Here is a 26,029-nt window from a genome sequence, read left to right on the forward strand (position 1 = left end):
GTAGGGGTACATCAAGGAAGACTTATCATTATATGCAAGAAAACACCAAATTATTACTCGCAATCCCAATTGGAGGTGAGCAGCCGCAAATGGCGTTCTGATGCAAAAACTATCTGATGACCTGTTGCTTGAATCCTATTTTAAAGCACAGAATTTAAAGTTGAGTACCGATTTCATCCGCCTCATAGAAACGGAAATTCATCGAAGATCCCTAACACATAAAATCCGATCAATATTTTAATATGAAATACATAGGCTGACATCAAATGTCAGCCTCTTATTTTCATTTGAAGTTAGACGGCTCTCATGAATCCGATTGTTTCACCCACACGGACATCTGCGGGAATGGATATGTTTCCTTCAAGTTCAAAACTTCCTTTTTCAAAAAGAAGAACCACTGTGGACCCAAAGCTGAAATAAGAAAATTCCTGTCCTTTTTCCAATTCATCCGATTCATCAGTAATGACGATCGAATTTATGAACATGGCCCCGACTTTCACCATTGCCAGACTTCCCGCTTCATTTTGAAGTTCAGTTATTGTCCGGTAATTTTTTGATAAAGGCTCTTTTCCATATTTCATCCCCCATTTATTAACGGGGTACGATTTCCTTCCAAGGGTCCAACGTTTGACCACGGAACCCTTGATTGGTGCATGAATCCTATGGTAATGACTCGGGCTTAAGTATAACACGAGATATTTTCCCCCTAAGTACTTTTCCAAACAAAGCTCATCCCCAAGCATTTCCCCCATTGAATATACCTTTCCCTTAACGACGATATTTTTATCAGCGCGTATCTCCCCTGAATCCTCAAGAACACCGTCCACAGGACAAGCTACCGCAGAAGGAACTGCCGTAATTGGCCTGGCATCCGCCTTTAACTGCCTGGTAAAAAGCTCGTGCAGGTTAGTATAAGCTTTTACCTCCTTACCAAATTCTTGTTGATTAAGATTGAATGTTTTTACATAAAGTAAAATTAAGGGCCTGCTCCAACGAGATTGACTAAAATGCTTTAATAAACCTGATGAATACTGACCATTCGTCAGTTCAATAAGAACGCGATACAAAGACTGAAACAAATAAAACCACTCCAAATTGTAAAATTATTCTAAAAATCCCTTGCATAAATTGTGTTAAATAAAATATTATTATATAATAAATACTTATGTTTACTATATTTTGTTTTAATTTGTTTCATTTGAAAGGAGTGAAAAGATGTTTTTATTACACGCCCTAGATCAAACCATTAAAAAATTAAAAGCACAAACAGCAAATATACTTACTTTAATTAATTTATCCCTTGGTGGATTTGCGATAATTGCCGTAATGCACGGCCAATTGAATTTAAGCCTGCTATTAATTTTCCTGGCTGCCCTTGCAGATCGCTTTGACGGTATGGTTGCTCGGAAATTCAACATTGAATCGGAATTGGGTAAGCAACTTGATTCGATGTGTGACATCATATCCTTTGGCGTCGCACCAGCTCTATTATTATACCAAGGAATATTAATAGAATTCGGAGCACCTGGCACACTATTCACGGTTTTCTATATTGGCTGTGGCGCATTTCGTCTCGCCCGCTTCAATATAAGCGAAAGCAATGGATATTTTACAGGAGTGCCAATTACGGTTGCGGGCTGCATCGCTACTTTAAGTTATCTAGCCATCCCGTATTTCCATCCGGTCTTTTTCTTATCCCTCATGATTATATTATCATTACTTATGGTCAGTCCATTTAAACTGAAGAAAGTTTAAATAAGAAAGGCGGATGTCCTATACCGGACATCCGCTTTTTTCATTCATATTCCATCCGAAAACCCATCTTAAGCTTTTCGGACTAGGGGGTCGGTCAAACGCAAGAATTCTTCTACATCCTCCATACAGGCATTGACCGCTTCTTCCCAAAAATCCCTGGTCTTCAAATCGACGCCTAAATGTTTCTCCGCCAAATCCTCGACCTTCATGGAACCGGTATCCTTTAATAGAGCGATATATTTTTCTTCGAATCCTGCTGGTTCTTTCAGGGCATTCGCGTATATGCCTAATGAGAATAAGTATCCGAATGTGTACGGAAAATTATAAAATGGTACACCTGTAATATAAAAATGGAGCTTTGAAGCCCAGAACGTTGGATTATAATCACTTAAAGCATCGCCATAAGCTTCTTTTTGTGCATCGACCATCAGTTCATTCAGCCGTTCGGCACTGACATACCCTTGTTTCCTCTCATCATAAAACCTTGTTTCGAATAAGTAGCGGGCATGGATATTCATCAATAATGCCACGGACCGCTGAATTTTATCTTCTAAAAGCACCAGCTTTTCTTCCTCACTGGCCGCTTCCTTCACAGCTGCATCCGCAACGACCATTTCAGCAAAAGTAGAGGCCGTTTCAGCCACATTCATGGCATATGACCGATTCAATGGATGGATATCCCTCATCGCATATGAATGGAATGCATGTCCCAATTCATGGGCCAATGTCGATACATTGGATGGGGTACCCGAATACGTCATGAAAATTCTTGACTGCTTATTTAATGGAAAACCGGTGCAAAAACCGCCTGGTCTCTTACCTGGTCTGTCCTCCGCTTCAATCCAGCTGTCTTCAAAAGCTTTTTGGGTGAAGTTTGCTAATTGAGAGCCGAACTTAGAGAATTGCTGTATGATGAAGTCTGCACCTTCTTGATAATCCATTACTTTGGACTCTGCTGTAACAGCGAGCGGCGCATCCAAATCCGCCCAACTTAATTTATCCAATTCCAGTAACTCCGCTTTCCTTTCTAAAAACCTCACAAGCGGCTCCTTATGATCGGCAATTACATTCCACATGCTTTCAAGGGTTTCTTTTTTCATCCTCCCTATTTCAAGGGGCTCTTTCAAAATATCATCCCAGCCTCTTTTTTCATTCACACTGAGACGGAATCCAGCCAAGTGGTTCAAAGTCCGGGCAAATAGGTCACTTTTTTCCTCCCAAGCCTGTTCCCACGCCGTAAATAATTCTTTCCGGTTCCTTTCATCAGGATCAGAAAATTTATTCGCCGCTTGGCCTACAGAAAGCTTTTCACCCTTATAAGGGATGGTCATTGAACCGACGATCGTATCATACATTTGGCTCCAACCTTCAAAACCGTCCATAGCCAATTGGGTGATTAATGATTCTTCCTTCACGGAAAGCTTTTCCTTTGCCTTTTCCCGACGTTCATTCAATACGAATTTCAATTCATTCAATGGTTCTTTTTCGAGGATTTTTTTAAAAAAAGCATCATCAAGCTGTATCAACTTTTCATCCAGCTTGCTTAACACCATTTTAAGTGAAGCGACTATCTTCATTTGTTTGATACGCAGCTGACCAGCTTTTTTATCCTGCGCATTTTGCGCTTCCAGGCAGCCAATGAATGCACGTGCCTGCGTGGATTTCATATTTGTATTTTTAAAAAGATCAAATGCCTTGATTAAACTGCTCTCATCATTTCCTGCTGGATTGATATTGCTTACAAGTCGGTCTAATTCTTTTACCTCGTCGTTAATTTCATCTAAAAAAATCAGGAACTCCTTAGAAGAGCTTCCTCCTTTAAAAAAGATATCCAAATCCCACGTCAAAGAATATCCCATACTAAATTGCCCCCTTTTTATCACTAATCCCATTATAGAGGTAAATTCGATATTTTTCTAATTAAAAGGAATTTTCAGTATTTTGTCGGAACATTTTTCTATATCCCAGATTAAAAGCATGTTATGATGTATATATTCTTGGGAAAGGGGTGGTTGATTCATATGAAATTCTTTATTCACATGTCTGCCATCATCCTGCTCCTTTGGACACTGCCCATACAGTTCCATCATCACGCACAGCAGCTAACCATTGAGGAACATACCGATGTTCACCATTGGGATAAGGCCGATAAGAAACAGCCTTTCGTGCCTAGCTTTGGTTCCTGGCAGTCTCTTATCATCATTATCTTTTTCGAATTTTCCATTTTAAGTTTTCTTTATTTTCACTCAAATCTTCGTCGACGATATCTCGGTCCGGTTTTTTTCCAGGCGAATTACGTAGCCTTACGCTCTGACATTTTATAAAAAAATAAAATGGAGGAGTGATTCATATGTGGTTTCGATTAATTATGGTAGGGGTATTTTCTTTAACCGCTTCCCGTCTGTTCCTTTTTCAGGGAATCGAGATTTATCACGCATTTGCAGATATGATCAGAAATAAATATTAAAAAAAAGAGTGCGGGGAAATTTCCCCGCACTCTCTTTGCCTTTTACCATTCCTATCCTTTGGCTTTCTTTTCCTTCTCTTTTTCTGCTCTGTAAAATTCGTGAAACATCTTCATTAAGGCACGTTTTTCGATCCTTGATACATAACTGCGGGAAATGCCAAGCTCTTTAGCGATTTCCCTCTGGGTTTTTTCCTTTTTCAAATCCAGTCCGAACCTGCCTACAATGACTTCCTTTTCGCGTTCATCCAAAATATCAATATACTTTTTCACTTTTTCAATTTCCATATTGAGCTGAATCGTATCGATGACATCTTCCGATTCCGATTTCAGTACATCGATTAAACTGATTTCATTTCCTTCTTTATCTTGACCGATCGGATCATGCAGGGAAATATCTTTCTTCGTTTTCTTTGTCGCCCGTAAATGCATCAAGATTTCATTCTCGATGCATCGCGCCGCATATGTGGCCAGCTTCGTACCCTTCCCATCCGAATAACTCTCAATGGCCTTTATCAAACCAATTGTCCCAATCGAAATCAAATCCTCTGTATCTTCGCCCGTATTCTCGAATTTCTTGACGATATGGGCAACAAGCCTGAGATTATGCTCGATCAGGATGTTACGGGCATCACCGTCCCCCTCACTCATAAGCTTCAGATATTTCTTTTCATCCTGAGATGACAAGGGCTGGGGAAAAGCGTTGTTTTTCACATAGGAAACGAATAAGTAAAATTCTTTGATAATATAACCGACAACTGTAAGTATTCCGGGCATTGGCTTCATCCCCCGTTTCTTTGGCTTCCCTATTCATACCTATGCAACAGTGGGCTTGTTCGTGCCTGTCCCACTAAAAGAAATCACGAAAGTGTTAAATGTTCAAACCAGCCTGGATGAATTCCCAAACGAACGAAGGCAAATGTTCATATAATGATAGGGAATTTTTTAGGGAAAGGGGGTTTTTGCAATGGGATATAACTATGGACCATACGCATGCAGTTATGGTTATCCAGCTCCTGCGCCTTGTTATGCAGGGTCCGGTTACGGTTACGGTTACGGTTACGGTTACGGTTACGGCTATGGTTATGGTCTGTTTATTGTCCTCCTGATTTTATTGCTCATTTTCGGGTTTTGCTGGTTGCCCGGATGTGGATTTGGTTTTGGAGGATTAGGTTCGTGCTGCTGATTCAGGCAAAGAAAAAAACTCGGCCCGAGTGCCGAGTTTTCCATTTACATATTCATTTCCAACGTTGCAGTTCCGAGTTAAGCAGCGTCATAACCATTAATCACCATACCTTCACTTTATCATGTTTCCAATGGCCTTTTCCGCTGTTCATATATATACAGACCATGACAATGCTTGGTTTCACCGGCAGATCCGTTAGCCGGTATCCTTCTCCTGCCAATAGCAACGCTTCTCTCCTTTTACGTATACCAAGTTCAACATATTAACCTCCACCTTTCTTATTTTTTTTATGAACGGGATACCAACCTCGTATATTTTTTAGAAAAAAGGACGATGCTTCAACGCTTTATCTAGATGTTCTTCTCGAATCTTCTGGATTCTCTCCTGTTGCAAACATTCCTCGGCAGTCATTTTTTTCATTTTAATCGTGATTGTGAAAAAAAGCATATTCAGTGTCATAATATCACCTCCTTTAAGGGAGCGGCCCAACAAAAAGGCATAAAAAGGCCGCAGAAAGTTACGTCCTCCTGCGGGATTTTTTAGAAAATATAAAAAGGCCGCAGGATAAAACACTTCTCCCTGCGGCCGCTATGTCTGAATGATTAATAAAGCCAAATTGCTTTAGAAATATTCCGCTTGGCACAGGTCGAATGTTATGTGATTGTCAATTGAAACGGACCGGCTAATAGTGACGACTCCATATAGATACAATGTCATTTTCTTCGACCTCCTTTGGAATATTTTTTATTACCTGGTAAGTATATCCATAAATTCGATTTTTGTAAACGGTTTTTGCCTATTTTTTTGAAATTTCCATCTTTTCCCCCATTTTCAAGGGCTATTATTACCTAAAGTGGCAAGTAGTATGATAAATTTGCCCCTATTGGGCAACAACGTTAGAAAAACAAAAAAACCTGATTCCATTAAAGAATCAGGTTTGCTTCTATTGTTGTAAAGAGTCTTGGTCATCCATTTCGGCCAGGATCTTTTTGTGTTTTTTGGATAATGAGAAAAATACTATGGACATGCCCAGGAACATTATTGTCGCTCCCATATAGACATATGTGTCAATCATCGCTTTGTCGCCAGAGGGAAGGATGGTTCCTAAATAGAAGAACGAACCCACACATAACAAAGTGATCGCAAAATATTTAAAATCGACCATTTTCGAACGCAGCAATGCAACCGTTTGTTTTTTGCGGTTTTTCATGCCATTCCACCTTCTTTCATGCCATTCCACCTTCTTTCAAGCTAATAAGATATCGATATCTCATTCTACCATATTTATTCCAAATGACAGGGTGTAAATAATGGCAGCCAGCTATGAAGCGGCCCCTCTCCGATTATCCTTGCAGCGCTTGTTCCAAGTCTTCCAATAAGTCTTCAACATCTTCAAGACCTACTGAAATACGAATCAACCCATCCGTTATTCCAAGCTCTGCACGGCGCTCAGCGGGGATGGAAGCATGTGTCATCCTGGCTGGAACCGAAATTAAGCTCTCCACTGCCCCTAGACTTTCAGCCAGCGTGAAGTATTTCACTTTATTCAAAACGGATTCGGCTTTTTCGGCACTGCCGACATCGAATGAAACCATGCCGCCGAAGCCACGCGATTGTTCTTTAGCAATATCATGGTTTGGATGGTCTTCAAGACCTGGGTAATAAATTTTCGAAACGGCTTTATGCCTGGATAAGAAACGAACGATTTGGGAGGTGTTTTTTTCATGTTCTTCCATCCTGATTCCAAGCGTTTTAATGCCGCGCATCAGCAACCATGAATCCTGGGGCCCCAGCACGCCTCCTGTGGAGTTTTGGATGAAATGAAGGTCCTCGCCAAGTTTTTCATCATTCACCACGACAAGACCCGCTACAACATCGCTGTGCCCCCCTAAGTACTTCGTAGCGCTATGAAGCACGATATCAGCACCAAGTGTAAGTGGATTTTGCCAGTATGGCGTACTGAAGGTATTATCCACAACAGTGAGGATACCGTTTTCTTTAGCGATTTTTGAAACCGCCTCTAGATCAGTGATCTTCAATAATGGATTCGTCGGGGTTTCAATGAACAGTGCCTTTGTATTGTCTTTGATCTCGTTTTGGATCGAATGTATGTCACTCGTATCGATGAACGTAGCTTCCACCCCGAAGCGGTTCAGCACTTTTGTCATCACTCGGAAAGAACCTCCATAAACGTCATCCGTCAATAAAACGTGATCACCTTGACTCAGCAGCATCATAACCGCCGTTATCGCTGCCATTCCTGAACCGAAGGCGAATCCTCTTTTTCCTTCTTCAAGATCCTTGATCAATTCCTCAAGGGCATGGCGGGTTGGGTTGCCTGTACGTGAATATTCATATCCTCGATCTTTCCCCAGACCATCCTGTTTATAAGTGCTCACTTGATAAATCGGCACCGACACCGCTCCCGTTTTTTCATCACCAAAAATACCGCCATGGATCATTTGTGTTTTTTTCCTCATTTTCAAAGACCTCCCTGATAAATGTTTTTGCTTAAGTACCGTTCACTGGAATCCGGAAATATCACAACGATATTCGAACCCGGGGTAGCTTTAGCTGCTTCTTTCAATGCCGCTGCAAATGCCGAGCCAGAAGAACTTCCAACAAGAAGTCCTTCTTTAAGCGCCAATTCCTTCACCATATGGAACGCCTCATCGTCGCTTACCGTATGGATTTGGTCAAAATACGTTTCATCCATATAGGCAGGTAAAAATTCCATCCCGATCCCCTCTGTTTTATGGGGTCCCGCCTTGCCGCCGTTTAAAATCGATCCTTCTGGTTCGACTATGACCGTTTTGACAGCAGCGTCCTTTTCTTTTAAATATCGCGATGTTCCCATGAATGTCCCGCCCGTCCCGGCACCGGCTACAAACACATCCACATCGCCTTCCATCTGTTCCCATATTTCAGGTCCCAGAGTTTTATAATATGCATCAGGATTGGATGGGTTGGCGAACTGCTGGGGACAATATGATCCCGGAATTTCAGCCAGCAGCGCCTTTGCCTTTGCGATTGCTCCTGTCATTCCTTCCTCTGTCGGGGTCTGGATCACATTCGCTCCAAGGGCACGCATCAATTCCTGTTTCTCGGCACTGAATTTCTCCGGAACGCAAAATATCACGTCCACTCCACTGTTTATCGCAGCCAACGCCAAGCCAATCCCAGTATTTCCGGCAGTCGGTTCGATGATCGTCCCGCCCTTTTTCACCTTCCCTGTCTGTAACGCTTGGGCTAACAGTTCTTGACCAAGCCGATCCTTCACACTGCCTCCCGGATTAAAGTATTCGAGTTTGGCAAAGATACGGACCTCATCCGGAAGCGTGAAATGGGTGATTTCCATCATCGGCGTTTTCCCTATCAACTCATGAATGTTTTGAAAGACTTTCATATTCGGACACCCTTTCATAGTTATCCTACCAACTTAATAAGAATTATGCAATAAAGAATGATCAGCAGAAAGACTTCCGCTGATCACTTACCATTCATTTCATTTTTTCAACCATTTTCAAAATCAGTGCCGCTGAATGAAGAGCCGCAGTTTCCAGGAATTTATCAAAGGAAATATTGGACTCTTTACCTGCGATATCCGAAAGGGAACGAATGATGACAAACGGTGTCTTGAATTGGAAGGCTACCTGTGCAATGGCTGCCGCTTCCATTTCCACCGCGTATAAATCAGAGAATTTCCCCCTGACGAATTCAACCCTGTCAGGATCATTCATGAAAGAATCCCCCGTCACGATCAACCCTTTTGCCACTTGTATATCCTCGATTTCTTTTGCTGCTTCTTCCGCTATTGCGAAAAGCTTCTCATCCGGAGTGAAAGCTGCAGGCAGCTGAGGGACTTGACCGTATTCATATCCGAAAATCGTCACATCGACATCATGGTGGCGTACTTCCGAGGAAATGACCACATCCCCTACATTAAGTGCTGGATGATAACCGCCGGCAGAGCCAGTATTGATGACCGCATCCGGTTTGAATTTTTCTAACAGGATCGCTGTGGACATTGCCGCATTCACTTTACCGATTCCCGATTTAAGCAAAATGACCTCGACACCATTCAGTGTGCCTGTATTGAACTCGGAACCGGCAATGGTCACCTGCTCCAAACCCTCCAATTTATCACGTAAAATCGTAACTTCTTCTTCCATTGCTCCGATTATGGCTACCTTCATTAGTAAAAACCTCTTCCTATAATTTTTCCGCCTCCATAATCCAGACAAATTGATTGCAGCGCTCGAAGTTCACTTTATATCCATTTACTTCAAGCACTTTTTCCAAAAAAGGAATCGTAGTATAATATTCCGTTTGCAAATCGTTTGCCAAATTATGAAAGCCTGCCTGCCTTGCATCTTGAATCGCTTGTTCATGCGCTTCCCTTGATTGATACATCGTATCCGCAAACACTATTTTACCACCAGTATTCAGTAACTTTCCATAGTTGGCTATAGCTTTTTCTTTTTCTTCATCTGTTAAATGATGAAACGCGTACGTACTCACAATCGAATCAACCTGTTCCGGCTTCGGAAAATCGATAAAATCGCCATCCACAATTTCTGTTTTTCCGTCCAGCTTGCTTACCGCTATTTCCCTCATCGCAGGTGAAGGTTCTATTCCCGATACCTTCAGGCCTTTCTTCAAAAGCCTTTCCGTCAAATTCCCGGTACCTACTCCGAACTCCAGCACATGGCCATGAGCTCGATCTGTGACGCTGTTCAATATGTTATCATAATGTTTAAAAACCTCTTGATACTCAATATCGTGTCCACCAACCGTATCATCATAAGATTTCGACCATTCTTCAAATAAATCTATAAATTCTCTGCCCATTTTTAATCACCTTTTATGATAAGATAATAAAACCTATAAGCATAATATGAAATAAACACAGAATCAGTTCTTGTTTTTTAGGCAAATCATTCATTCGGTTCAGATTCGTCCAAAATGGTGTTAAACTAACAGTATCTGAATGTTGGAGGGGAACAGTCATGGGTTTTCAACTCGACTTAAACTTATTTGAAGATAAAATAGAATTTTTCGAGGCAGAAAGCATTAAGAATCTTGAAGAAAAAATCCAATCACAAATTGAAATCAATAAAGCGATCATGCTTCAGGTGGAATCCGTGTCACACCAAATGTATGTAAGTGAAGAAGGCAGACGTTTTTATAGTGCAGTCGTCCACTTTAAAGCAAAAAAGTGATCACCATGAAAAAACCCCCGAAAAGTTGAATTCCTTTCGGGGGTTTTCGTTTATAAATTTTTGACCATTACCTTTTATCGTTTGTCTTCAGCTCTTCGACTTTTACAGGTTTCCAACCTGATCCGTCCACCCATTCAATATAAACGCGGTAGGTTTTAGGATCATCTCCTTCAGAAACGGTACCGATTGCCGTGCTGGACGAACCGCCGTTTTGCAGCCACCATATCTTCATGCTGCCTTCATCGATTCCAGCTCCGCTTGCTATGGCTTTACTCATTTCATTCCAATCGACCGAGCCCTTTTCAAAGCTTGTAGTGTGATCCCCGGATTGCTCAGTTCCTACTGGTTTCCAGCCCTCACTCGTATATGTTTGAGCAACATTGCCATCTCCGCTGCCTTCCACTTCCACAAGTTCGGCATCTCCCGCTTTTTCTGAATCTGCACCATCTTCAGCCTTCTCTTCTGCATCTTCCTCTGTTGCTTTACTATCTTCTTCTACTGCATCTTCTTCTGTTGCTTCACTATCTCCTACTGCGTCTTCCTTCTCTGAATCCGTTTCTTCCTCTTTCCCAGCAGGCTTGTCCGCTACTTTCCCCGAATCTGTATCGGCGATTTGCTTCGGTTCAGTCGTAGCTTTTTTTGTTTCGGTGCCATCATCACTTAAGAAAATCGTGACTGCGACAATGACGATTAAAATGGAAACGATGGTGATTGCAATATTATATATTTTATTTACTTTTCTTTTTTGATCTCTCTGATTAAAACGTGAGCCCAAGGTCCATTCCTCCCTTACCATTTCTTACTGACTCATTTTAACATGATTTAGCCAGAGATAGAAGGGAAGGGTTTCCTACACCTTTCGTCAATTCTCGCTTTTGTCCTGGTCCTTGGAGTACAGGACTTTTACAATATCTGAAAAAAGAGGCGTCATGCTGGAACTGTTTTCCTTCGTTTCAAAACTTACGGTAACAAGAGCATATTTGGGATCTTTATATGGAAAGTAGCCCGCAAACCATTTATTCAGCTGCCCCTTTTTGATATTGGTCTGAGCCGTTCCAGACTTGCCAGCGACCTCCACAGGCAAATCTCTCAAGGAAGCGCCCGTCCCTTTCTCTTCCGTCACGACCTTCCTAAGAAGATGCTGCATCTTCATCGTTGTATATGGAGACAGTGTATCACCGCCAATAGTTTGATTGGGAAAATCGACTACCGTCGTACTATTGTTAAATTCGACCTTGGAAACGGCTTTGACCTGTTCCTTCTTGCCGCCGCGGGCAATCGTTGCCATCATATTCGCTATCGCGAGCGGTGTCGTTTGGACATCCTGCTGGCCAATTGCTGTTTTGGCAATCATTTTAGGATCTTTTTTTAAATCGTCATCATGCCAGACCTTCCCGGTTTGTTCTTGATGCAATTGAGTGACTTCAGTGTGATAGACGTCCCCTTGCCAGCCCGATTCACCAACCAGCCCTAACATTTTTGCATATTTGTCCAAAAATTCCGGATCCTTCTCTGCTATTTCCTGTGACAATTCGGCAAACGTCCTGTTGCAGCTCTGGGCAAAGCTATTTTCAAAATTAAGCATGCCCAGTTCCCTCTGTTTATCCGTTTTGCCGTCTATCGTCAAATTACAATTAAATGTCCTGGTGGGACTAGCCGCTTCATAATCGATGGCCGCTGCTGCCGTGACCGTTTTAAAGACGGAACCCGGCGTTTTTTGAGTCAGCATCATATTGACGGCCCCTTCGCCATTCGGATCTTTTACATTAAGTGCCGGACGTGATACCATTGCGACGATTTCACTTTTTTCGATATCGATCAGTACGAGACCGCCTTTTTTTATCCCGCGTTCATCGACGAGCTTCTCCGCTTTCTCCTGAATTTCTTTATCGATCGTCGTCACGACCTTCACCGGGTAAAGCGGATTTGCAGGTTCCACATATTTAACATCTACACCGAACATTGGGCCTCCACTGGCGTCCACGTGAAAAACGAGCTTCGATTCCCCAGAGGAAAGCAAGAACTCATCGAAGGTCCTTTGCAGCCCCGTATTGCCTATTTTCGTTTCAGGAGATAAATTCATGTCCGGATAACGTTTTTTCTTTTCCGCATCTGATATATTCGTCGTTCCGATCAATTGCGCTGCAGGGGTCTGATCAGGATATAATTTCTCATTCACGGCAAAGACCCCGGGAATCTTCAATTCATTGATTGCCTTGGATTGACTGGACGTCAACTCTATCGGTTCATCTCCGCCAAATACGAATGGTTCATCCGCTTGTTCTATCGCCCGTTTTAACTCCGCTTCCGATTTGCCTATTATCGAGGCCACTTCATCTATGGGCCATGTCATTTTTTTTAAAAATGGAAATAGGACGAGCGTCGGGATTTCTTCATGTGCAAGCGGTTCTCCATTTCTGTCATAAAACTTTCCGCGTCCATCATCAATCTTTAATACTTGTGAACGCTGATTCACGCTTGCTTCTAACAGGTTCACATCATGCTTTGAAAAAGATTCTGTCGATACAAGTTGGATATAGGCAAGCCTGCCTATGAGCATCAGCATGAAAGTGGTCAAAAAAACAGCCAGCAACCTCATTCGTTTCTTTTTCATAAAATACACCTCGTAACCATTGTTGACGAGGTGCGAATTTTTAAACAATTATGAACAAATTTAACGCGGCACTTTTCCGATAAAAAAGAGGATGCCCCATGGACACCCTCTTTTGCTTTTATTTAGTCGATGGATACGATCTTCACGCTCATTTCGCCGCCAGGTGTCATGATCGATACCTTGTCGCCGACCCTTTTCCCTATCAGGCTTTTCGCGATCGGGGAATCATTGGAGATTTTCCCTTCGAATGGGTCCGCTTCAACGCTTCCTACGATGGAATATGTTTCTTCGTCACCATTTGGAAGTTCCACGAATGTTACCGACTTCCCTAGTGAAACTGTATCTGTATTCGAATCATTGCCTTCAATGATTTTTGCATTACGGATCATGTTTTCGATTGTTGTAATGCGTCCTTCAACGAAAGCCTGCTCTTCTTTTGCGGAATCGTACTCTGAGTTCTCGGAAAGGTCCCCAAAACTGCGGGCGATTTTGATTCTTTCCACCACTTCTTTACGTTTAACCGTTTTTAACTGTTCCAGTTCCTGTTCAAGCTTTAACTTACCTTCTTTAGTCATTGGATATTCTTTTTCAATTGCCAAAACCCTTCACTCCTTCAAATTCTTTACAGCAAGCTTTCGCTGTGACAAGTTTATGTACTATATAGTGCTTAACCCTGAAATCGAGTCAAAATATATAATTGCGCGACTTAAAAAGTACACGCTTCGATACTAAGAAACAATCCGTTCCTTAGTATATAAACCGACTGCGGTGAGCAGCCGGTTCGTTCTGTATCAAGAATAGAGTATTGCGTTTTCCAACATTTGTCCAGTCTTTCCCAATAAATAAATGGGATTATTTAAATAAACGGAGGAAAATGGCACCTATCATTATTTATGCTATGTTATTACAAAAAAGACTTTTGTTCAAGGATTGTTTGAATTTTTGTCACCATAAGGTCAATCGCCACATGGTTCTGACCGCCTTCTGGTATGATGATGTCGGCATAACGCTTCGTCGGTTCTATGAACTGATTATGCATCGGACGGACGACACTGATGTATTGCTCGATGACGGAATCTATGGAACGGCCGCGTTCTTTAATATCACGGGTCATCCGACGAAGGATCCGCAAGTCTGCGTCCGTATCAACATAAAGCTTCATATCCATCAGGTCCCGGAGGCGCTCATCCTCCAGCACAAGAATCCCTTCAAGGATGATGACATCCTGGGGCTCAACTGTGATGACTTCTTCTGAACGCGTATGGATCGAATAATCATAAACCGGTTTTTCTATCGTTTCATAACGCAGCAATGCGTTAATGTGATCGATTAGCAAATCATTATCAAATGCAAGCGGATGATCATAGTTCGTTTTCAAGCGCTCTTCAAAAGGCAGATGACTTTGATCTTTATAGTAATAGTCTTGTTCGATCATCAAGATGGAATGTCCTTGAAAGAATTCAAAAATGGAACGGGTAACACTTGTTTTACCTGATCCCGACCCTCCGGTAACTCCGATGACCACTGGTTTCTTTCTTGTCATATCAATTCTCCTTCCGCATCATATTGTTCACATGAACTCTATTATCTACTTGAATGCGGACAATTTGAAGCGGATGGCGGGCTGCCTCCAGCTCCTTACCTGACTCATCCCAGATCGTACCGATTTTTTGAGTGAAGTTTTCAATTTCCGGTCCAAAAAACTCCACTTCATCCCCAGGCTTGAAGAAATTACGTTGCTGCATGGTAACGATTTTAGTTTCCTCGTTGTAATCAAGCACTAATCCTGCAAAGTCGAAGCGAGTCTTTACGGTATGATTCCCGAACATTTGCTGTTTATACCCAGGAATTTCCCCCTCCATGAACGATGATGCCGTCTCACGGTTCGCACATTTATCAAGCTCTTCCAGCCATTCTTGTTTAATCTTGAAATTGTCAGGATCGGCACAATACGCATCAATCACTTTACGATAGACGCTGACAACTGTTGCAATATAATGAATCGATTTCATTCTTCCTTCGACTTTTAAGCTGTCTATGCCAATTTCAATCATGCCTGGCAGTGATTCAATCAGCTTCAAGTCTTTTGGACTCATTGCGAATGGAGCATCTTCTTTATCGAATAAAGCCTTTTCTCCGTCTTGATCCAACTCATATAAATCATAATCCCAACGGCAAGACTGACAGCAGCCTCCGCGGTTCGAATCACGTGCCGTCATATGGTTCGAAAGGGTGCAGCGACCAGAATAGGCAATGCACATGGCTCCATGAACGAAAGCCTCGATTTCGATATCGACCTTCTCCTTCATTTCACGGATTTCATCAGCACTCGTCTCACGTGCCAAAACAACACGCTCCAAGCCTTCTTCTTTCCAATACTGAACAGCCTTCCAGTTCGATAGCGATTGTTGCGTGCTTAAATGGATCTCGACGTTCGGAGCGACCCTTTTACATGTTTCAATGATTAATGGATCGGCGACGATGATACCATGAACCCCAGCCTCCTGAAGACCTTCCAGGTATTCATCCAGACCATCGATATTTTCATTATGTGCGAAGATATTTGTAGTTACATATACTTTAGCACCATACTTATTAGCGAATTCGACGCCTTCCTTCATTTCCTCAAACGTGAAGTTGCCGGCATTGGAACGAAGACCATATTCCTGACCGCCAATGAACACGGCATCCGCGCCGTAATGGACGGCAATTTTTAATTTTTCAAGGTTGCCGGCCGGAGCTAGCAATTCCGGTTTTTTTACAATGACTCTCTTTCCATCAACGATCTTGGAAATTTTATCAGCAATAGCATTCAAGGCTATTCCTCCTCTTTCTCTTACCCTTTTCTTTAATAAACCGATTCTTTAAAGAAGAACCCGGTATCCAACTCACGGTTATCCGGCTGAATCGCTTTGACTTTTTCAAAAAGTTCCGATTTCACATCATCATAGCCGTCAGGGTCTTCAGCACATACGTCAATCGCTTCCCGATATAACTTTGTCATTTCAATGATATATTCCGGTGTTTGTAATAATCCTTCGATTTTCAGTGAATCAATCTCCGCTTCAATCAATTCCTGAAGTTCATCAATCATGCACATATCATTCGGACTCATGATATGTGTACCATTTTCATCTTCATAAATCGGATATTTATTTTCACGTTCCTTATCATGCAAGAACATATTTCTTTGTTCCTTCCGATTTTCCACTTCCAATGCCTTGCCTTGGTATTCAAAGTAATTACCAAGAAGCGTACGCTTCGATTGGAACATGCATGTCATGCCATGCACTTGGACTTCAATCTCCACTTCGGCATTTTCCTTCATTTCCACTATCTCGTCCAGACTTATCTCACGGGCAGCAACGGCGCGGACAGCACCGCGTTTCCCCCAATAATTACATGTGTACCAGTTCGTTACCGTCATCTCTGTATTCCAGTGCAGGGGCATTTCAGGTGCCACGGCACGGACAGCCATCAAGACTGCGGGATCACCGAATATGATCCGGTCGGCACCAGCCTCTTTAAGGAATGTGACATACCCTTCAAGCTCGTCCACTTTTTCATTATGGAAAATGGCGTTCATGGATACGTACACTTTCTTGCCCGCAGCATGTGCAAGCTCAATCGCCTTCTCTACATCTTCACGTTTGAACTCCCCTGCCAGCCTTAGCGCATAACGTTGTTCGCCAATGACGAAGGCGTCAGCGCCAGCATCGATGAGTTCTGTTATATGGTCGACACTTGTCGGAGTCACAAGTAATTCAGGCTTTTTCATTTTTGTCACCTCTATGTTTACTAATGGCCACACCATCACCAATCGGCAAAATTACGGTATCGAAGTTGGGATGGTCATGTAACCAGATGTTAAAGTCCCTGATTTTTTTAATAAGAGCTCGCTTTCTTCTCGTCATTTCCATTTCTTCAATGTTTTCGGCAACCAAGCCTTTGAATAAAACATTATCAGTAATGATAATGCCAGCACCAGCAAGGAATGGTTCAAACAGTTCAAAGAATCGCTTGTACTGCCCTTTAGCTGCATCAACGAAGATGATATCAAACGGACCATGTTCCATCACTTTCGGTCCCGCTTCAAGGGCATCCCCTTCAATGAGGGTGATCCTTTCCGACAGTCCCGCCTTCTCGAAGTTAGCCCTTGCCTGCTCAATACGGGCTTCATTCCGTTCAAGTGTGACGATTCGAGCTTCCGGAAGGGTCTCAGCCATCCTAATGGCCGAATAGCCAATTGCCGAACCTACTTCCAATATCCTCTTTGGCTGATGAAGCCTTAAAATCTGAAGCAGCACCTCAATGCCTTCGGGCTCCATGATCGGCACATTATTTTCCATCGCAAAATCTTCCAACTCCTTAAGCAAACCCGTACGCTCCGGAATTAAGGAATGAAGATATTGTTCTATTTTTCCGTTCAAAACGTTTCCTCCATTTATAAGGAAAACAAAAGCGCTTGGTCAGTAACATGAAAAAACTGATTGGACAATTTCTTCACAAGGAGCTGAAACAAGTATGCTTGACGATCTACATTTCCTTATCTTTCAAAATAAAACCCGGCATTCGCCGAGTTACGTCACCGATAAGAATCGGATCAAAAATTCACTTGTACTATTCTATCATAAAAACAAGGGGAAAGTAATATCTCTCCCCCCACAGTCTCATTGCTATTTTTTATTTATTTATTGGAAATATGCTCTGCCTTTTTGTTATTGTGGTCATCCAAGGTCTTGGAGTAAAGGACTTCCCCTTCAGGTGTAGCCAAAAAGTACAGATAATCCGTTTTCTCAGGTTTCAGTACCGCATCGATCGATGTCGTTCCGGCATTGGCAATCGGTCCTGGCGGCAGCCCCTTATTCTTATACGTATTATAAGGGGATTTCACCTCAAGGTCTTTATAATACACCCTGCTCTTATGTGAACCCTTCGCATACAAAACGGTCGGATCCGTTTGAAGCGGCATACCTTCCTCAATACGATTGTAAAAGACGGAAGCTATTTTTCCGCGATCGACTTGCGCCGTCGCCTCTTCTTCGACAAGCGAGGCGAAGGTCAGCATCTGGTGTACGGAATAATCGTTCTTGTCCATTTGGCTCTCGTAAGCCTGCAATGTTTCTTCGGTTTTCTTCAGCATCTCGATGACGATCGATTCCAGGGTCGGCTTTTCCTCATAAAAGTCATAAGTAGCCGGGAAAAGGTACCCTTCAAGCGGATATAAAACCTTTTCATTTTCAATTTCTGAGGTCAAGAGCTGCGGAAATTTCTCTTGCATGGTATTTACGAACTTTTTATCATTCAATTTCTTAAAGACCTTTTTCGGATCTTCACCCGTCTTCACTGCGATGATATCAGCAATTTGGATAAGCTGCTTTCCTTCAGGAATGGTTATCTTCATTGCAGCTTCCTTCATGAGTTTTCCGGTTTTGATGCTTGTGACGATATCTTCAATTGGCATGGAAGGTGATAATTTATACTCCCCTGCCTGAAAACCGGATTCATTGCGGAATTTAATATAATATTTGAATACGCGTGCGTCCTTGATTATTCCCTGCTCTTCAAGCAGCGTTGAAATTCCGTTAACGGAAGAACCGATTGGGATTTTCACTTTCTTGATGGTATCATCATCCGGATCGACTGGTTTCATGGCTGAGTTGATATATAAAAAGCCCACAAGACCAACTATCCCAATTAGTAAAATAAGCGAAGCTACCGTAATCATGATGATTTTACGAACCAGCTTGGCTTCTCCTTGCTGTTCTAACAATTTCATTCGGATATGTTCCTTTTTAGATAAATTTTTATCTTTTTCATCCATTTTCATTCCCCCTGCAAACTCAACACCAACTACAGAATGGTTTCTTGATGATGCTTTCTCTAATTAATCTTTGCTTCGAACATTATACTAAAATCAACAAATAATTACATGTTTTTTGCAAAACTACATTCATCAATACTCTATTTATGGCAAAAATGCACTAGTTTTGTCAATATACAGATGTTATTTTATAGGAAAATAGTGATATCTTTGTCTACAGTCTTTTTATGGCTTGTACAATTTAGTCGTTGATTTCCGCTCCAGGCACTCGCTTTCCGCGGGCGGTCCGGGAGCCTCCTCGGCTTGCGCCTGCGGGGTCTCCCCTAGACGCGCTTTTCCCGCAGGAGTCTCGCACCTTACTCTCCAATCAACTTTGTTTTAATTATTTACTCAGCTTAAAAAAAATTCCCCCTGCATGTATTAGGCATTTCAGGAAATGAAAGGAATATTCATACAGGAATGGTATTATTAATTAATGATATAGAAAGGTGTGAAGGAGTTGGATAATTCTTATTTTGTAGGTTGGGGGACATTGGCACTCATAAACGCCGGACTTGCTCAAGGTAAAAATAGAACGGCGTTGAATTGGTTCTTGTTATCATTATTTTTAGGTCCACTCGCTACATTTATACTTTTATTCGCAGAGAAAAGATAAGGCCGTTACTAGTACATAAATGAAAAACCGTCCTTAATGTCTACTGTTTTTTAGGGGTTTGTACAATTTGAACGTTGATTTCCTTTCCAGGCACTCGCTTTCCGCGGGCGGTCCGGGAGCCTCCTCGGCGCCTTTGCGCCTGCGGGGTCTCCGATTGACACGCTTTTCCCGCAGGAGTCTCGTACCTTCCATTCCAATCAACTTTGTTTTAAAATTTAGATTGAGCCCCTTTTCAAAAAAAGAACCGACCTTTAGGGGCCGGTTTTTTTCTTATTCTTCTTCTTCTTCTTGGTCAAGGAATGTATTTAACATTTCTTCGACAAGATCCCATTCTTCTTCTGTTTCGATCGGTGTAAGTTCACCATCTTTATTATCTTCGCTTGGTACGAATGATGAAGCGTGGATTTCAATTTCTTCCTCGTCATCTTCTGCAGACATCGGATAGTAAAGTACATAAGATTTGTTGAATTTATCTGAATCGAATGTGAAAAGGATTTCGCAAAGCTGCTCGTTTCCGTTTTCATCTACTACTGTAATGTTGTTTTCGCCGTGTTCCATTTGTATTCACCTCATAAAGAATTTGTTTGTCTGTCCAAGAATCCTTGCAGAATCATGACAGCTGCCATTTTATCAATGACTTTCTTGCGTTTGCTTCGGCTCACGTCCGCCTCAAGAAGGACACGTTCAGCCGCCATAGTTGTCAACCGTTCATCCCAGAGAAACACCGGCAGCTTGAATTTGTTTTCTAATCGTTTAGCGAAATCTTGGCTGATCTCGCCTCGCGGTCCAACAGTCCCATTCATGTTTTTAGGTAAACCGAGGACAATTTTAGAAACATCATGCTCTTTTATAATTTCATTGAGGCGTTTAAAGCCGAAGTCATTTCCAGCTTCGTTAATTTTGATCGTTTCCAATCCTTGTGCAGTCCAACCCATCGCGTCACTCACGGCAACGCCGATGGTTTTTGAACCTAAATCAAGTCCCATTGTGCGCATTAGTATTCCTCTCGATGGTTCTTAAGATACGACTTAACCAATTCTTCGATGATTTCATCGCGTTCAAGCTTACGAATAATGTTTCGAGCATCCATATGGCGCGGGATGTAGGCCGGGTCACCAGATAATAGATAACCGACAATCTGGTTTATCGGGTTATAACCTTTTTCCTGAAGTGCAACATATACTTGAGACAATACTTCTTGTACATCTCTTTCGAATGGTTCTTCGGGAAAATTAAATTTCATCGTTTTATCAAAGGAACTCATTAACATGCACCTCTCCTCAGCGTCCAGAATCCACTATTACCTTCATTGTACAACACTTTCCATTGATTATGAAATCGATAAGACCCATTCTTCAACAAAATTAAGTGCTGCATCCAATTTTTCAGGGTCTTTTCCGCCGGCTTGGGCCATATCTGGACGTCCGCCGCCGCCACCGCCGCAACGGGAAGCAACTTCTTTGACCAATTTACCAGCATGGAAACCGCGATCGATGTAATCCTTGGTCACCCCGGCAATCAAATTGACTTTATCGCCTTGGGCCGAACCTAATACGATAATGACAGAATCAAGCTTTTGTTTCAAATCATCTGCCATGGCACGCAGATTATTCATGTCGGTAGCTTGAACCTTTGCCACCAATACTTGAACCCCATTTATGTCTTTTACGTTAGAAACAAGACTGCTTGCTTCGATATTACTTAATTTTGCAGTAAGGCTTTCATTCTCACGATGAAGATCCTTCACTTCAGAAAGTACCGTTTCAATTCTTGAAGGTACGTCTTTCAGGTTTGTTTTCAATTTAGCAGCCGCGTCTTTCAAGACACCGATTTGCTCAGTCATCAATTTGTATGCCCCAGCACCCGTTACCGCTTCTATACGGCGAGTCCCTGCACCGATGCCGCTTTCGGAAACGATTTTGAACAAGCCGATTACCGCTGTATTCGGGACATGGACACCGCCGCAAAGTTCTAAACTGTAATCGCCGATTTGAACGACACGGACAATCTTGCCGTATTTTTCGCCGAACAAGGCCATTGCGCCCATAGCCTTGGCTTCTTCAATGTTTTTATAGTCCGTATTCACTTGTAAGCTTTGCCAAATCTTTTCATTTACAATCGTTTCGATTTGTTCAATCTCTTCCGCCGTTATTTGACCAAAATGAGAGAAGTCGAAGCGAAGACGCTCAGCTTGTACGAGTGAACCAGCTTGGTTGACATGTGTACCAAGCACATCTTTCAACGCCTGATGCAGAAGATGCGTCGCTGTATGGTTTTTCGTGATATGGATGCGGTTTTCTTGATTTAATGTAGCAACGATATTGGAATCTGCTGTTAAAGTGCCGGCAGTAACTGTTACACGGTGCAGATTTTGGCCATTAGGAGCTTTTTGGACATCATGGACATCAACCTTCACGGATTCACTGGCCATCGTTCCTATATCGGCTATTTGTCCGCCGCTTTCCGCGTAGAAAGGAGTCTTGTCCAGTATCACTTGAACTTCTTCTCCTTCTTCTGCCTCCGTAACAAGCTCGCCATTTTTGATGATGGCAGCAACTTTCGCTTCGACAGCTACTTGATCATAGCCGACAAATTCACTTTCAACTTTGATATCGCCCAATACCCCGCCTTGAATTTGCATCGAATCCACATCTTGACGCGCTGAACGAGCACGTTCACGCTGTGCATCCATCTCTTTTTCAAATCCGGCTTGATCGACCGTCATGCCTTCTTCTTCTGCATATTCTTCCGTTAACTCAATCGGGAAACCATATGTGTCATATAAACGGAATGCATCACTGCCCGGAATGGTCGTACCGCCTTTTTGCTTTTCCTTTTTAATGACTTCAGAAAGGATGGACAGTCCATCATTTAATGTTTCATGGAAGCGTTCCTCTTCATTTTTGATTACTTTTGCAATGAACTCTTTATTCTTGAGGACTTCAGGGTAGAAGTCTTTCATGATTTCGCCTACGACCGTCACAAGCTCGAACATGAATGGTCGATTGATGTTGATTTGCTTAGCATATCGAACCGCTCTGCGTAGTAAACGGCGTAATACATAACCGCGTCCTTCGTTGGATGGAAGAGCCCCGTCACCTACTGCAAAGGCTACCGTACGAATATGGTCGGCAATGACCTTGAATGCAACATCTTTTTCTGTATCAACACCATACTTCACATCGGAAATCTCTTCGACTGCCCGGATGATTGGCATGAATAAATCTGTATCATAGTTCGTCGCCACATCTTGAACGACGGAAGCCATACGTTCAAGGCCCATGCCTGTATCGATATTCTTCTTTGGAAGCGGTGTGTAAGAACCATCTGGATTATGGTTGAATTGAGAAAACACAAGGTTCCAGACTTCAAGATGTCGTTCATTTTCCCCGCCTGGATATAGTTCCGGATCATTCGGATCATCGCCATATGCCGGTCCGCGGTCATAGAAAATCTCCGTATTCGGGCCGCTTGGACCTTCACCGATATCCCAGAAGTTTTCTTCCAGGCGAATGATCCTTTCAGCAGGAACACCGATTTTCTTATTCCAGAGTTCGAATGCTTCATCATCTTCAGGATGGATCGTCACAGCCAATTTCTCTTTGTCGAACCCAATCCATTTTTCATCCGTCAAAAACTCCCAAGCCCATGTGATGGCTTCTTCTTTGAAGTATTCACCAATGGAGAAGTTTCCGAGCATTTCGAAAAACGTATGATGACGTGCCGTTTTCCCCACGTTTTCAATATCGTTCGTACGGATGGCCTTTTGAGCATTTGTAATCCTTGGATTTTCAGGAATCACCCGTCCATCAAAATATTTCTTTAACGTCGCCACCCCGGAATTGATCCAAAGCAATGATGGATCTTCATGAGGAACCAATGACGCACTCGGTTCGATGTTATGGCCTTTTTCACTAAAAAAATCTAAATACATTTGGCGGATTTGAGCACCAGTTAAATACTTCATATATATATCCTCCTTTTAAAATTATGTAATTTTGAGCACACAAAAAACCCCCATCCCAAAAACAGGGACGAGAGTTGACTCGCGGTACCACCCTGATTATGGACGCGGGAATTCACCCAGGCCCATCACCTTCATAAAAGCCTTAACGCGGCATGACGGCAGGTATTAGCTGCTCTCAGGACTAGCTTTCTGCTGCTCTTCACCTGGCAGTCCCTTTCAGCCTAGGGGACCCCTCTCTTTTAGATGGACTTCAGCATACTTCATCCTTCAACGAATTATCTTATGTAATGGATTATATTCACAAGACTTTTATTTGTCAATAAGGGGCGGCTTCTTTCTAAAGTGAACGCGGGCATGAAGTACAAAAACTTTCAACACAGCCAAAATGGGAATCGAAACGACCATGCCCACGATACCGCCTATTTCGCCTCCGGCCAATAATGCAAGCATGATGAACAGCGGATGCATATGGAGGCTTTTACCGACTATTAGCGGCGACAGGATATTTCCCTCAAGAAATTGAAGTACGAGCACGATGACCGCGATGATCAACACCATTTTAACTGACATTGTCGCGGCGATGATCACTGCGGGAATGGCCCCAATAATCGGTCCGAAATACGGAATGACATTCGTTATTCCGATAATCGCCCCCAATAGAAGCGGATATTGCATTCCGACTACCCAGAACAGCAGCGAGGAAATCAATCCGATCACGGCACAGACGATGATTTGTCCGCGGATATATCCGCCAAGCGACGCATCCACATCACGAACGAATGCCCGTCCCTGCTTGCGCCACTTCTTCGGAGTCATATACCATGCCATTTTTTTTAAAGCTGTGAAATCTTTCAGGATATAAAAAGCAATGAATGGAATCAACGCAATAAGGAGTATGAAATCAATCATCCTCATTGCATACTCCATCGCCTTTTCAGGTATACGCTTCAGCCAACCTTCGAAAAGGGTGACACCTTCTTCGAATCTTTCATGAATTCCGAACGGCCAGGCCGCCGTCTGATGGTTGAGTTTATCAATTCTGCCCCGGTACTGTTCAACCAGTTCCGGTACGCTTTCCGAAAGCTCGCGTACCTGGCTGACCATCACAGGAATACCTTTATACACAGCAAAGCCGATCCCTCCGAAAAACAACAAATAGATGATCGTAATCGAAAGCCAGCGACGCATCCCTTTCTCATTTAAATATTCCACTACAGGGTGCAGCAAGTAGCTGATGAACGCACCAATCAAAAAAGGCAGCAGTACCGTCACGAATACAGTGACGGCAGGTCCCCACATGGGCTTAAGTTTCATAAAAATATAGATAACGAAAAATAAGAGCAATAAAAAACCCAGGCGATAAAACCATTTTAAACGAATACTCACAATAAACACCTCCCGCTCATTTATTCTTCGAAAGGCGGAAGGTTTTCATACATAAAAAAGAGTGCCCTCATTAATTCAGGACACCCATTCCTGCTATAATAAAGACTTTAATCTTTTGCGTATTTTCTTCATGTTCCGTTTGACCATCTTCGAGTTCATCAAATCCGAACCCATATTCATTAGAGTATTGCGTGAACGTCTAGCCATTGCAAACACCTCTTCCGTTAATTACATACTGAAGCGGCGGTCATTTTCCTCAAACAAATCGTCCAATGAGCTTAAACTTCCATCTTCCTCGACCTGATGCGTATTAATGAGCCCTTCGGATAGAGTCATTTCAATAAAGCAATTCCAACAATAATATTGATTTACGCCAATCTTCCCGACATCTTTACTGCGGCAATTCGGACATTTTATTTCCAAAATGGACACCTCACTGTTCATAAACTGAAACAATGATGGTATCCTTCCCTACTGCAGGCGGCTGTTTTGATTCTATCACTGTCGACTCAGAGAAAAATCCATCCGTTGTTTCATACGCTATAATCGTGCCCATTTTCTCCTTGAAATATACATCCTGCAGTAAACCAAGTTCTTCGCCCATTTCTGAAAAAAGCATGCGTCCCAATAACTCGTCCTTCGACAGGCAAATGGAATCCGCAGGCACTTTACTTAAGGTTGAATCTTGCTGCCTGATGACGATCCCATCTGGACCGAATGAAGAAATATCGTCAAGTCTCAAATGAAAAGCTCTTTTGAACAATGCTTGTTGATGAATGACCAACCCTGTTACCTGTCCCATTTCAGAAATTGATAAATCGTGGACCGTGCCGATTCTTTCTCCTTTGATTGTAAAAACCGGCATACCTTTCAATAAAGAAAACGTCCGCAAGGTCATCCCGCCTTTCCGAACATTTTTATTATCTCTTTACTGCTGAAAATAGATGTGCTGAAAG

30 protein-coding genes are annotated in these 26,029 nt (G+C 42.5%); 5 read left to right on the plus strand and 25 right to left on the minus strand.

The window, feature by feature from the left end:
* Positions 1-100: 100 nt before the first annotated feature.
* Positions 101-241: a sporulation histidine kinase inhibitor Sda gene (locus tag MKY17_RS19185; RefSeq protein ID WP_034311351.1), complete on the plus strand. Its 141-nt coding sequence runs from the start codon at positions 101-103 to the stop codon at positions 239-241.
* Between the two features lie 52 nt (positions 242-293).
* On the opposite strand, the gene MKY17_RS19190 is transcribed toward MKY17_RS19185, so the two are convergent.
* A complete protein-coding gene (locus MKY17_RS19190) occupies positions 294-1,079 on the minus strand; it encodes a phosphatidylserine decarboxylase (RefSeq protein WP_098369746.1) in 786 nt (261 codons plus the stop codon).
* Positions 1,080-1,215: 136 nt separating this feature from the next.
* Between MKY17_RS19190 and pssA the strand changes: the two genes are divergently transcribed.
* Positions 1,216-1,755: a CDP-diacylglycerol--serine O-phosphatidyltransferase gene (gene pssA, locus MKY17_RS19195; protein ID WP_098369745.1), complete on the plus strand. Its 540-nt coding sequence runs from the start codon at positions 1,216-1,218 to the stop codon at positions 1,753-1,755.
* 68 nt (positions 1,756-1,823) lie between these two features.
* On the opposite strand, the gene MKY17_RS19200 is transcribed toward pssA, so the two are convergent.
* Positions 1,824-3,614 carry a M3 family oligoendopeptidase gene (locus MKY17_RS19200; RefSeq protein WP_144549891.1) on the minus strand — a complete coding sequence of 597 codons (1,791 nt, stop codon included), beginning with the start codon at positions 3,612-3,614 and terminating at the stop codon, positions 1,824-1,826.
* Positions 3,615-3,776: 162 nt separating this feature from the next.
* Here MKY17_RS19200 and MKY17_RS19205 point away from each other — a divergent pair, with 162 nt between their 5' ends.
* Entirely contained in the window at positions 3,777-4,079 is a 303-nt protein-coding gene (locus MKY17_RS19205) for a hypothetical protein (RefSeq protein WP_144549893.1), read from the plus strand.
* A 194-nt stretch (positions 4,080-4,273) separates the two neighbouring features.
* Here the strand turns inward: MKY17_RS19205 and sigK are convergent, their stop codons facing one another.
* Positions 4,274-4,996 (minus strand): RNA polymerase sporulation sigma factor SigK, encoded by a 723-nt coding sequence (sigK, locus tag MKY17_RS19210; RefSeq protein ID WP_034308596.1) that lies wholly within the window; start codon positions 4,994-4,996, stop codon positions 4,274-4,276.
* A 203-nt stretch (positions 4,997-5,199) separates the two neighbouring features.
* Here sigK and MKY17_RS19215 point away from each other — a divergent pair, with 203 nt between their 5' ends.
* The gene (locus tag MKY17_RS19215) at positions 5,200-5,328 is read left to right on the plus strand and encodes a hypothetical protein (RefSeq protein ID WP_339200332.1); all 129 of its coding nucleotides are present in this window, start codon (positions 5,200-5,202) and stop codon (positions 5,326-5,328) included.
* Between the two features lie 177 nt (positions 5,329-5,505).
* Here the strand turns inward: MKY17_RS19215 and MKY17_RS19220 are convergent, their stop codons facing one another.
* From MKY17_RS19220 to MKY17_RS19250, 7 genes are all read right to left on the minus strand, one after another.
* Positions 5,506-5,631, minus strand: coding sequence for a hypothetical protein (locus MKY17_RS19220; RefSeq protein WP_260397976.1), 126 nt, complete (start codon positions 5,629-5,631; stop codon positions 5,506-5,508).
* A 92-nt stretch (positions 5,632-5,723) separates the two neighbouring features.
* On the minus strand, positions 5,724-5,864 hold the full coding sequence (locus tag MKY17_RS19225; protein WP_144549897.1) for a YrzI family small protein: 141 nt from the start codon (positions 5,862-5,864) through the stop codon (positions 5,724-5,726).
* A 484-nt stretch (positions 5,865-6,348) separates the two neighbouring features.
* On the minus strand, positions 6,349-6,615 hold the full coding sequence (locus tag MKY17_RS19230; RefSeq protein WP_144549899.1) for a YrhC family protein: 267 nt from the start codon (positions 6,613-6,615) through the stop codon (positions 6,349-6,351).
* A gap of 133 nt (positions 6,616-6,748) precedes the next feature.
* Positions 6,749-7,885: a bifunctional cystathionine gamma-lyase/homocysteine desulfhydrase gene (locus MKY17_RS19235; RefSeq protein WP_144526657.1), complete on the minus strand. Its 1,137-nt coding sequence runs from the start codon at positions 7,883-7,885 to the stop codon at positions 6,749-6,751.
* A gap of 2 nt (positions 7,886-7,887) precedes the next feature.
* On the minus strand, positions 7,888-8,811 hold the full coding sequence (locus MKY17_RS19240) for a cysteine synthase family protein (RefSeq protein WP_339200336.1): 924 nt from the start codon (positions 8,809-8,811) through the stop codon (positions 7,888-7,890).
* Positions 8,812-8,905: 94 nt separating this feature from the next.
* Positions 8,906-9,601: a 5'-methylthioadenosine/S-adenosylhomocysteine nucleosidase gene (gene mtnN / locus MKY17_RS19245; protein ID WP_098369738.1), complete on the minus strand. Its 696-nt coding sequence runs from the start codon at positions 9,599-9,601 to the stop codon at positions 8,906-8,908.
* Positions 9,602-9,617: 16 nt separating this feature from the next.
* Entirely contained in the window at positions 9,618-10,256 is a 639-nt protein-coding gene (locus tag MKY17_RS19250) for a class I SAM-dependent methyltransferase (protein ID WP_098369737.1), read from the minus strand.
* Between the two features lie 158 nt (positions 10,257-10,414).
* On the opposite strand from MKY17_RS19250, the gene MKY17_RS19255 reads away from it, so the two are divergent.
* Complete coding sequence (locus MKY17_RS19255; protein WP_323598439.1) at positions 10,415-10,627, plus strand: DUF2536 family protein; 213 nt, start codon at positions 10,415-10,417, stop codon at positions 10,625-10,627.
* 67 nt (positions 10,628-10,694) lie between these two features.
* Here MKY17_RS19255 and MKY17_RS19260 read toward each other — a convergent pair whose 3' ends face one another.
* From MKY17_RS19260 to MKY17_RS19330, 15 genes are all read right to left on the minus strand, one after another.
* Positions 10,695-11,402: a YrrS family protein gene (locus MKY17_RS19260; RefSeq protein WP_339200338.1), complete on the minus strand. Its 708-nt coding sequence runs from the start codon at positions 11,400-11,402 to the stop codon at positions 10,695-10,697.
* 87 nt (positions 11,403-11,489) lie between these two features.
* The gene (locus tag MKY17_RS19265) at positions 11,490-13,241 is read right to left on the minus strand and encodes a penicillin-binding transpeptidase domain-containing protein (RefSeq protein ID WP_339200339.1); all 1,752 of its coding nucleotides are present in this window, start codon (positions 13,239-13,241) and stop codon (positions 11,490-11,492) included.
* Between the two features lie 122 nt (positions 13,242-13,363).
* Positions 13,364-13,840, minus strand: coding sequence for a transcription elongation factor GreA (gene greA, locus MKY17_RS19270; protein WP_034308617.1), 477 nt, complete (start codon positions 13,838-13,840; stop codon positions 13,364-13,366).
* A gap of 305 nt (positions 13,841-14,145) precedes the next feature.
* Complete coding sequence (udk, locus tag MKY17_RS19275) at positions 14,146-14,784, minus strand: uridine kinase (RefSeq protein WP_034308619.1); 639 nt, start codon at positions 14,782-14,784, stop codon at positions 14,146-14,148.
* Between the two features lies 1 nt (position 14,785).
* Positions 14,786-16,057 (minus strand): U32 family peptidase, encoded by a 1,272-nt coding sequence (locus MKY17_RS19280; RefSeq protein WP_098369734.1) that lies wholly within the window; start codon positions 16,055-16,057, stop codon positions 14,786-14,788.
* A 32-nt stretch (positions 16,058-16,089) separates the two neighbouring features.
* Positions 16,090-17,019: a peptidase U32 family protein gene (locus MKY17_RS19285; RefSeq protein ID WP_339200340.1), complete on the minus strand. Its 930-nt coding sequence runs from the start codon at positions 17,017-17,019 to the stop codon at positions 16,090-16,092.
* Positions 17,006-17,671 (minus strand): O-methyltransferase, encoded by a 666-nt coding sequence (locus MKY17_RS19290; RefSeq protein WP_098369732.1) that lies wholly within the window; start codon positions 17,669-17,671, stop codon positions 17,006-17,008. The genes MKY17_RS19285 and MKY17_RS19290 overlap by 14 nt, the downstream gene beginning before the upstream one ends.
* Before the next feature lie 257 nt (positions 17,672-17,928).
* A complete protein-coding gene (gene mltG, locus MKY17_RS19295) occupies positions 17,929-19,065 on the minus strand; it encodes an endolytic transglycosylase MltG (RefSeq protein ID WP_339200341.1) in 1,137 nt (378 codons plus the stop codon).
* Positions 19,066-19,990: 925 nt separating this feature from the next.
* Positions 19,991-20,278: a DUF1292 domain-containing protein gene (locus MKY17_RS19300; protein ID WP_339200342.1), complete on the minus strand. Its 288-nt coding sequence runs from the start codon at positions 20,276-20,278 to the stop codon at positions 19,991-19,993.
* An 11-nt stretch (positions 20,279-20,289) separates the two neighbouring features.
* Entirely contained in the window at positions 20,290-20,715 is a 426-nt protein-coding gene (ruvX, locus tag MKY17_RS19305) for a Holliday junction resolvase RuvX (RefSeq protein WP_063232961.1), read from the minus strand.
* A complete protein-coding gene (locus tag MKY17_RS19310; protein ID WP_034311358.1) occupies positions 20,715-20,984 on the minus strand; it encodes an IreB family regulatory phosphoprotein in 270 nt (89 codons plus the stop codon). Before MKY17_RS19310 ends, ruvX begins: the two co-directional genes overlap by 1 nt.
* 66 nt (positions 20,985-21,050) lie before the next feature.
* A complete protein-coding gene (alaS, locus tag MKY17_RS19315) occupies positions 21,051-23,687 on the minus strand; it encodes an alanine--tRNA ligase (protein WP_339200344.1) in 2,637 nt (878 codons plus the stop codon).
* Positions 23,688-23,996: 309 nt separating this feature from the next.
* Positions 23,997-25,073, minus strand: coding sequence for an AI-2E family transporter (locus MKY17_RS19320; RefSeq protein WP_339200345.1), 1,077 nt, complete (start codon positions 25,071-25,073; stop codon positions 23,997-23,999).
* A 228-nt stretch (positions 25,074-25,301) separates the two neighbouring features.
* Positions 25,302-25,517, minus strand: coding sequence for a hypothetical protein (locus MKY17_RS19325; protein WP_063233024.1), 216 nt, complete (start codon positions 25,515-25,517; stop codon positions 25,302-25,304).
* Entirely contained in the window at positions 25,507-25,971 is a 465-nt protein-coding gene (locus MKY17_RS19330; protein WP_260397977.1) for a PRC-barrel domain-containing protein, read from the minus strand. Before MKY17_RS19330 ends, MKY17_RS19325 begins: the two co-directional genes overlap by 11 nt.
* Between the last annotated feature and the right edge of the window lie 58 nt (positions 25,972-26,029).

Origin of the sequence: Peribacillus sp. FSL P2-0133 (assembly GCF_037975445.1) — a bacterium.
In the GTDB taxonomy this organism is placed as follows: Bacteria; Bacillota; Bacilli; order Bacillales; family DSM-1321; genus Peribacillus; species Peribacillus simplex_E.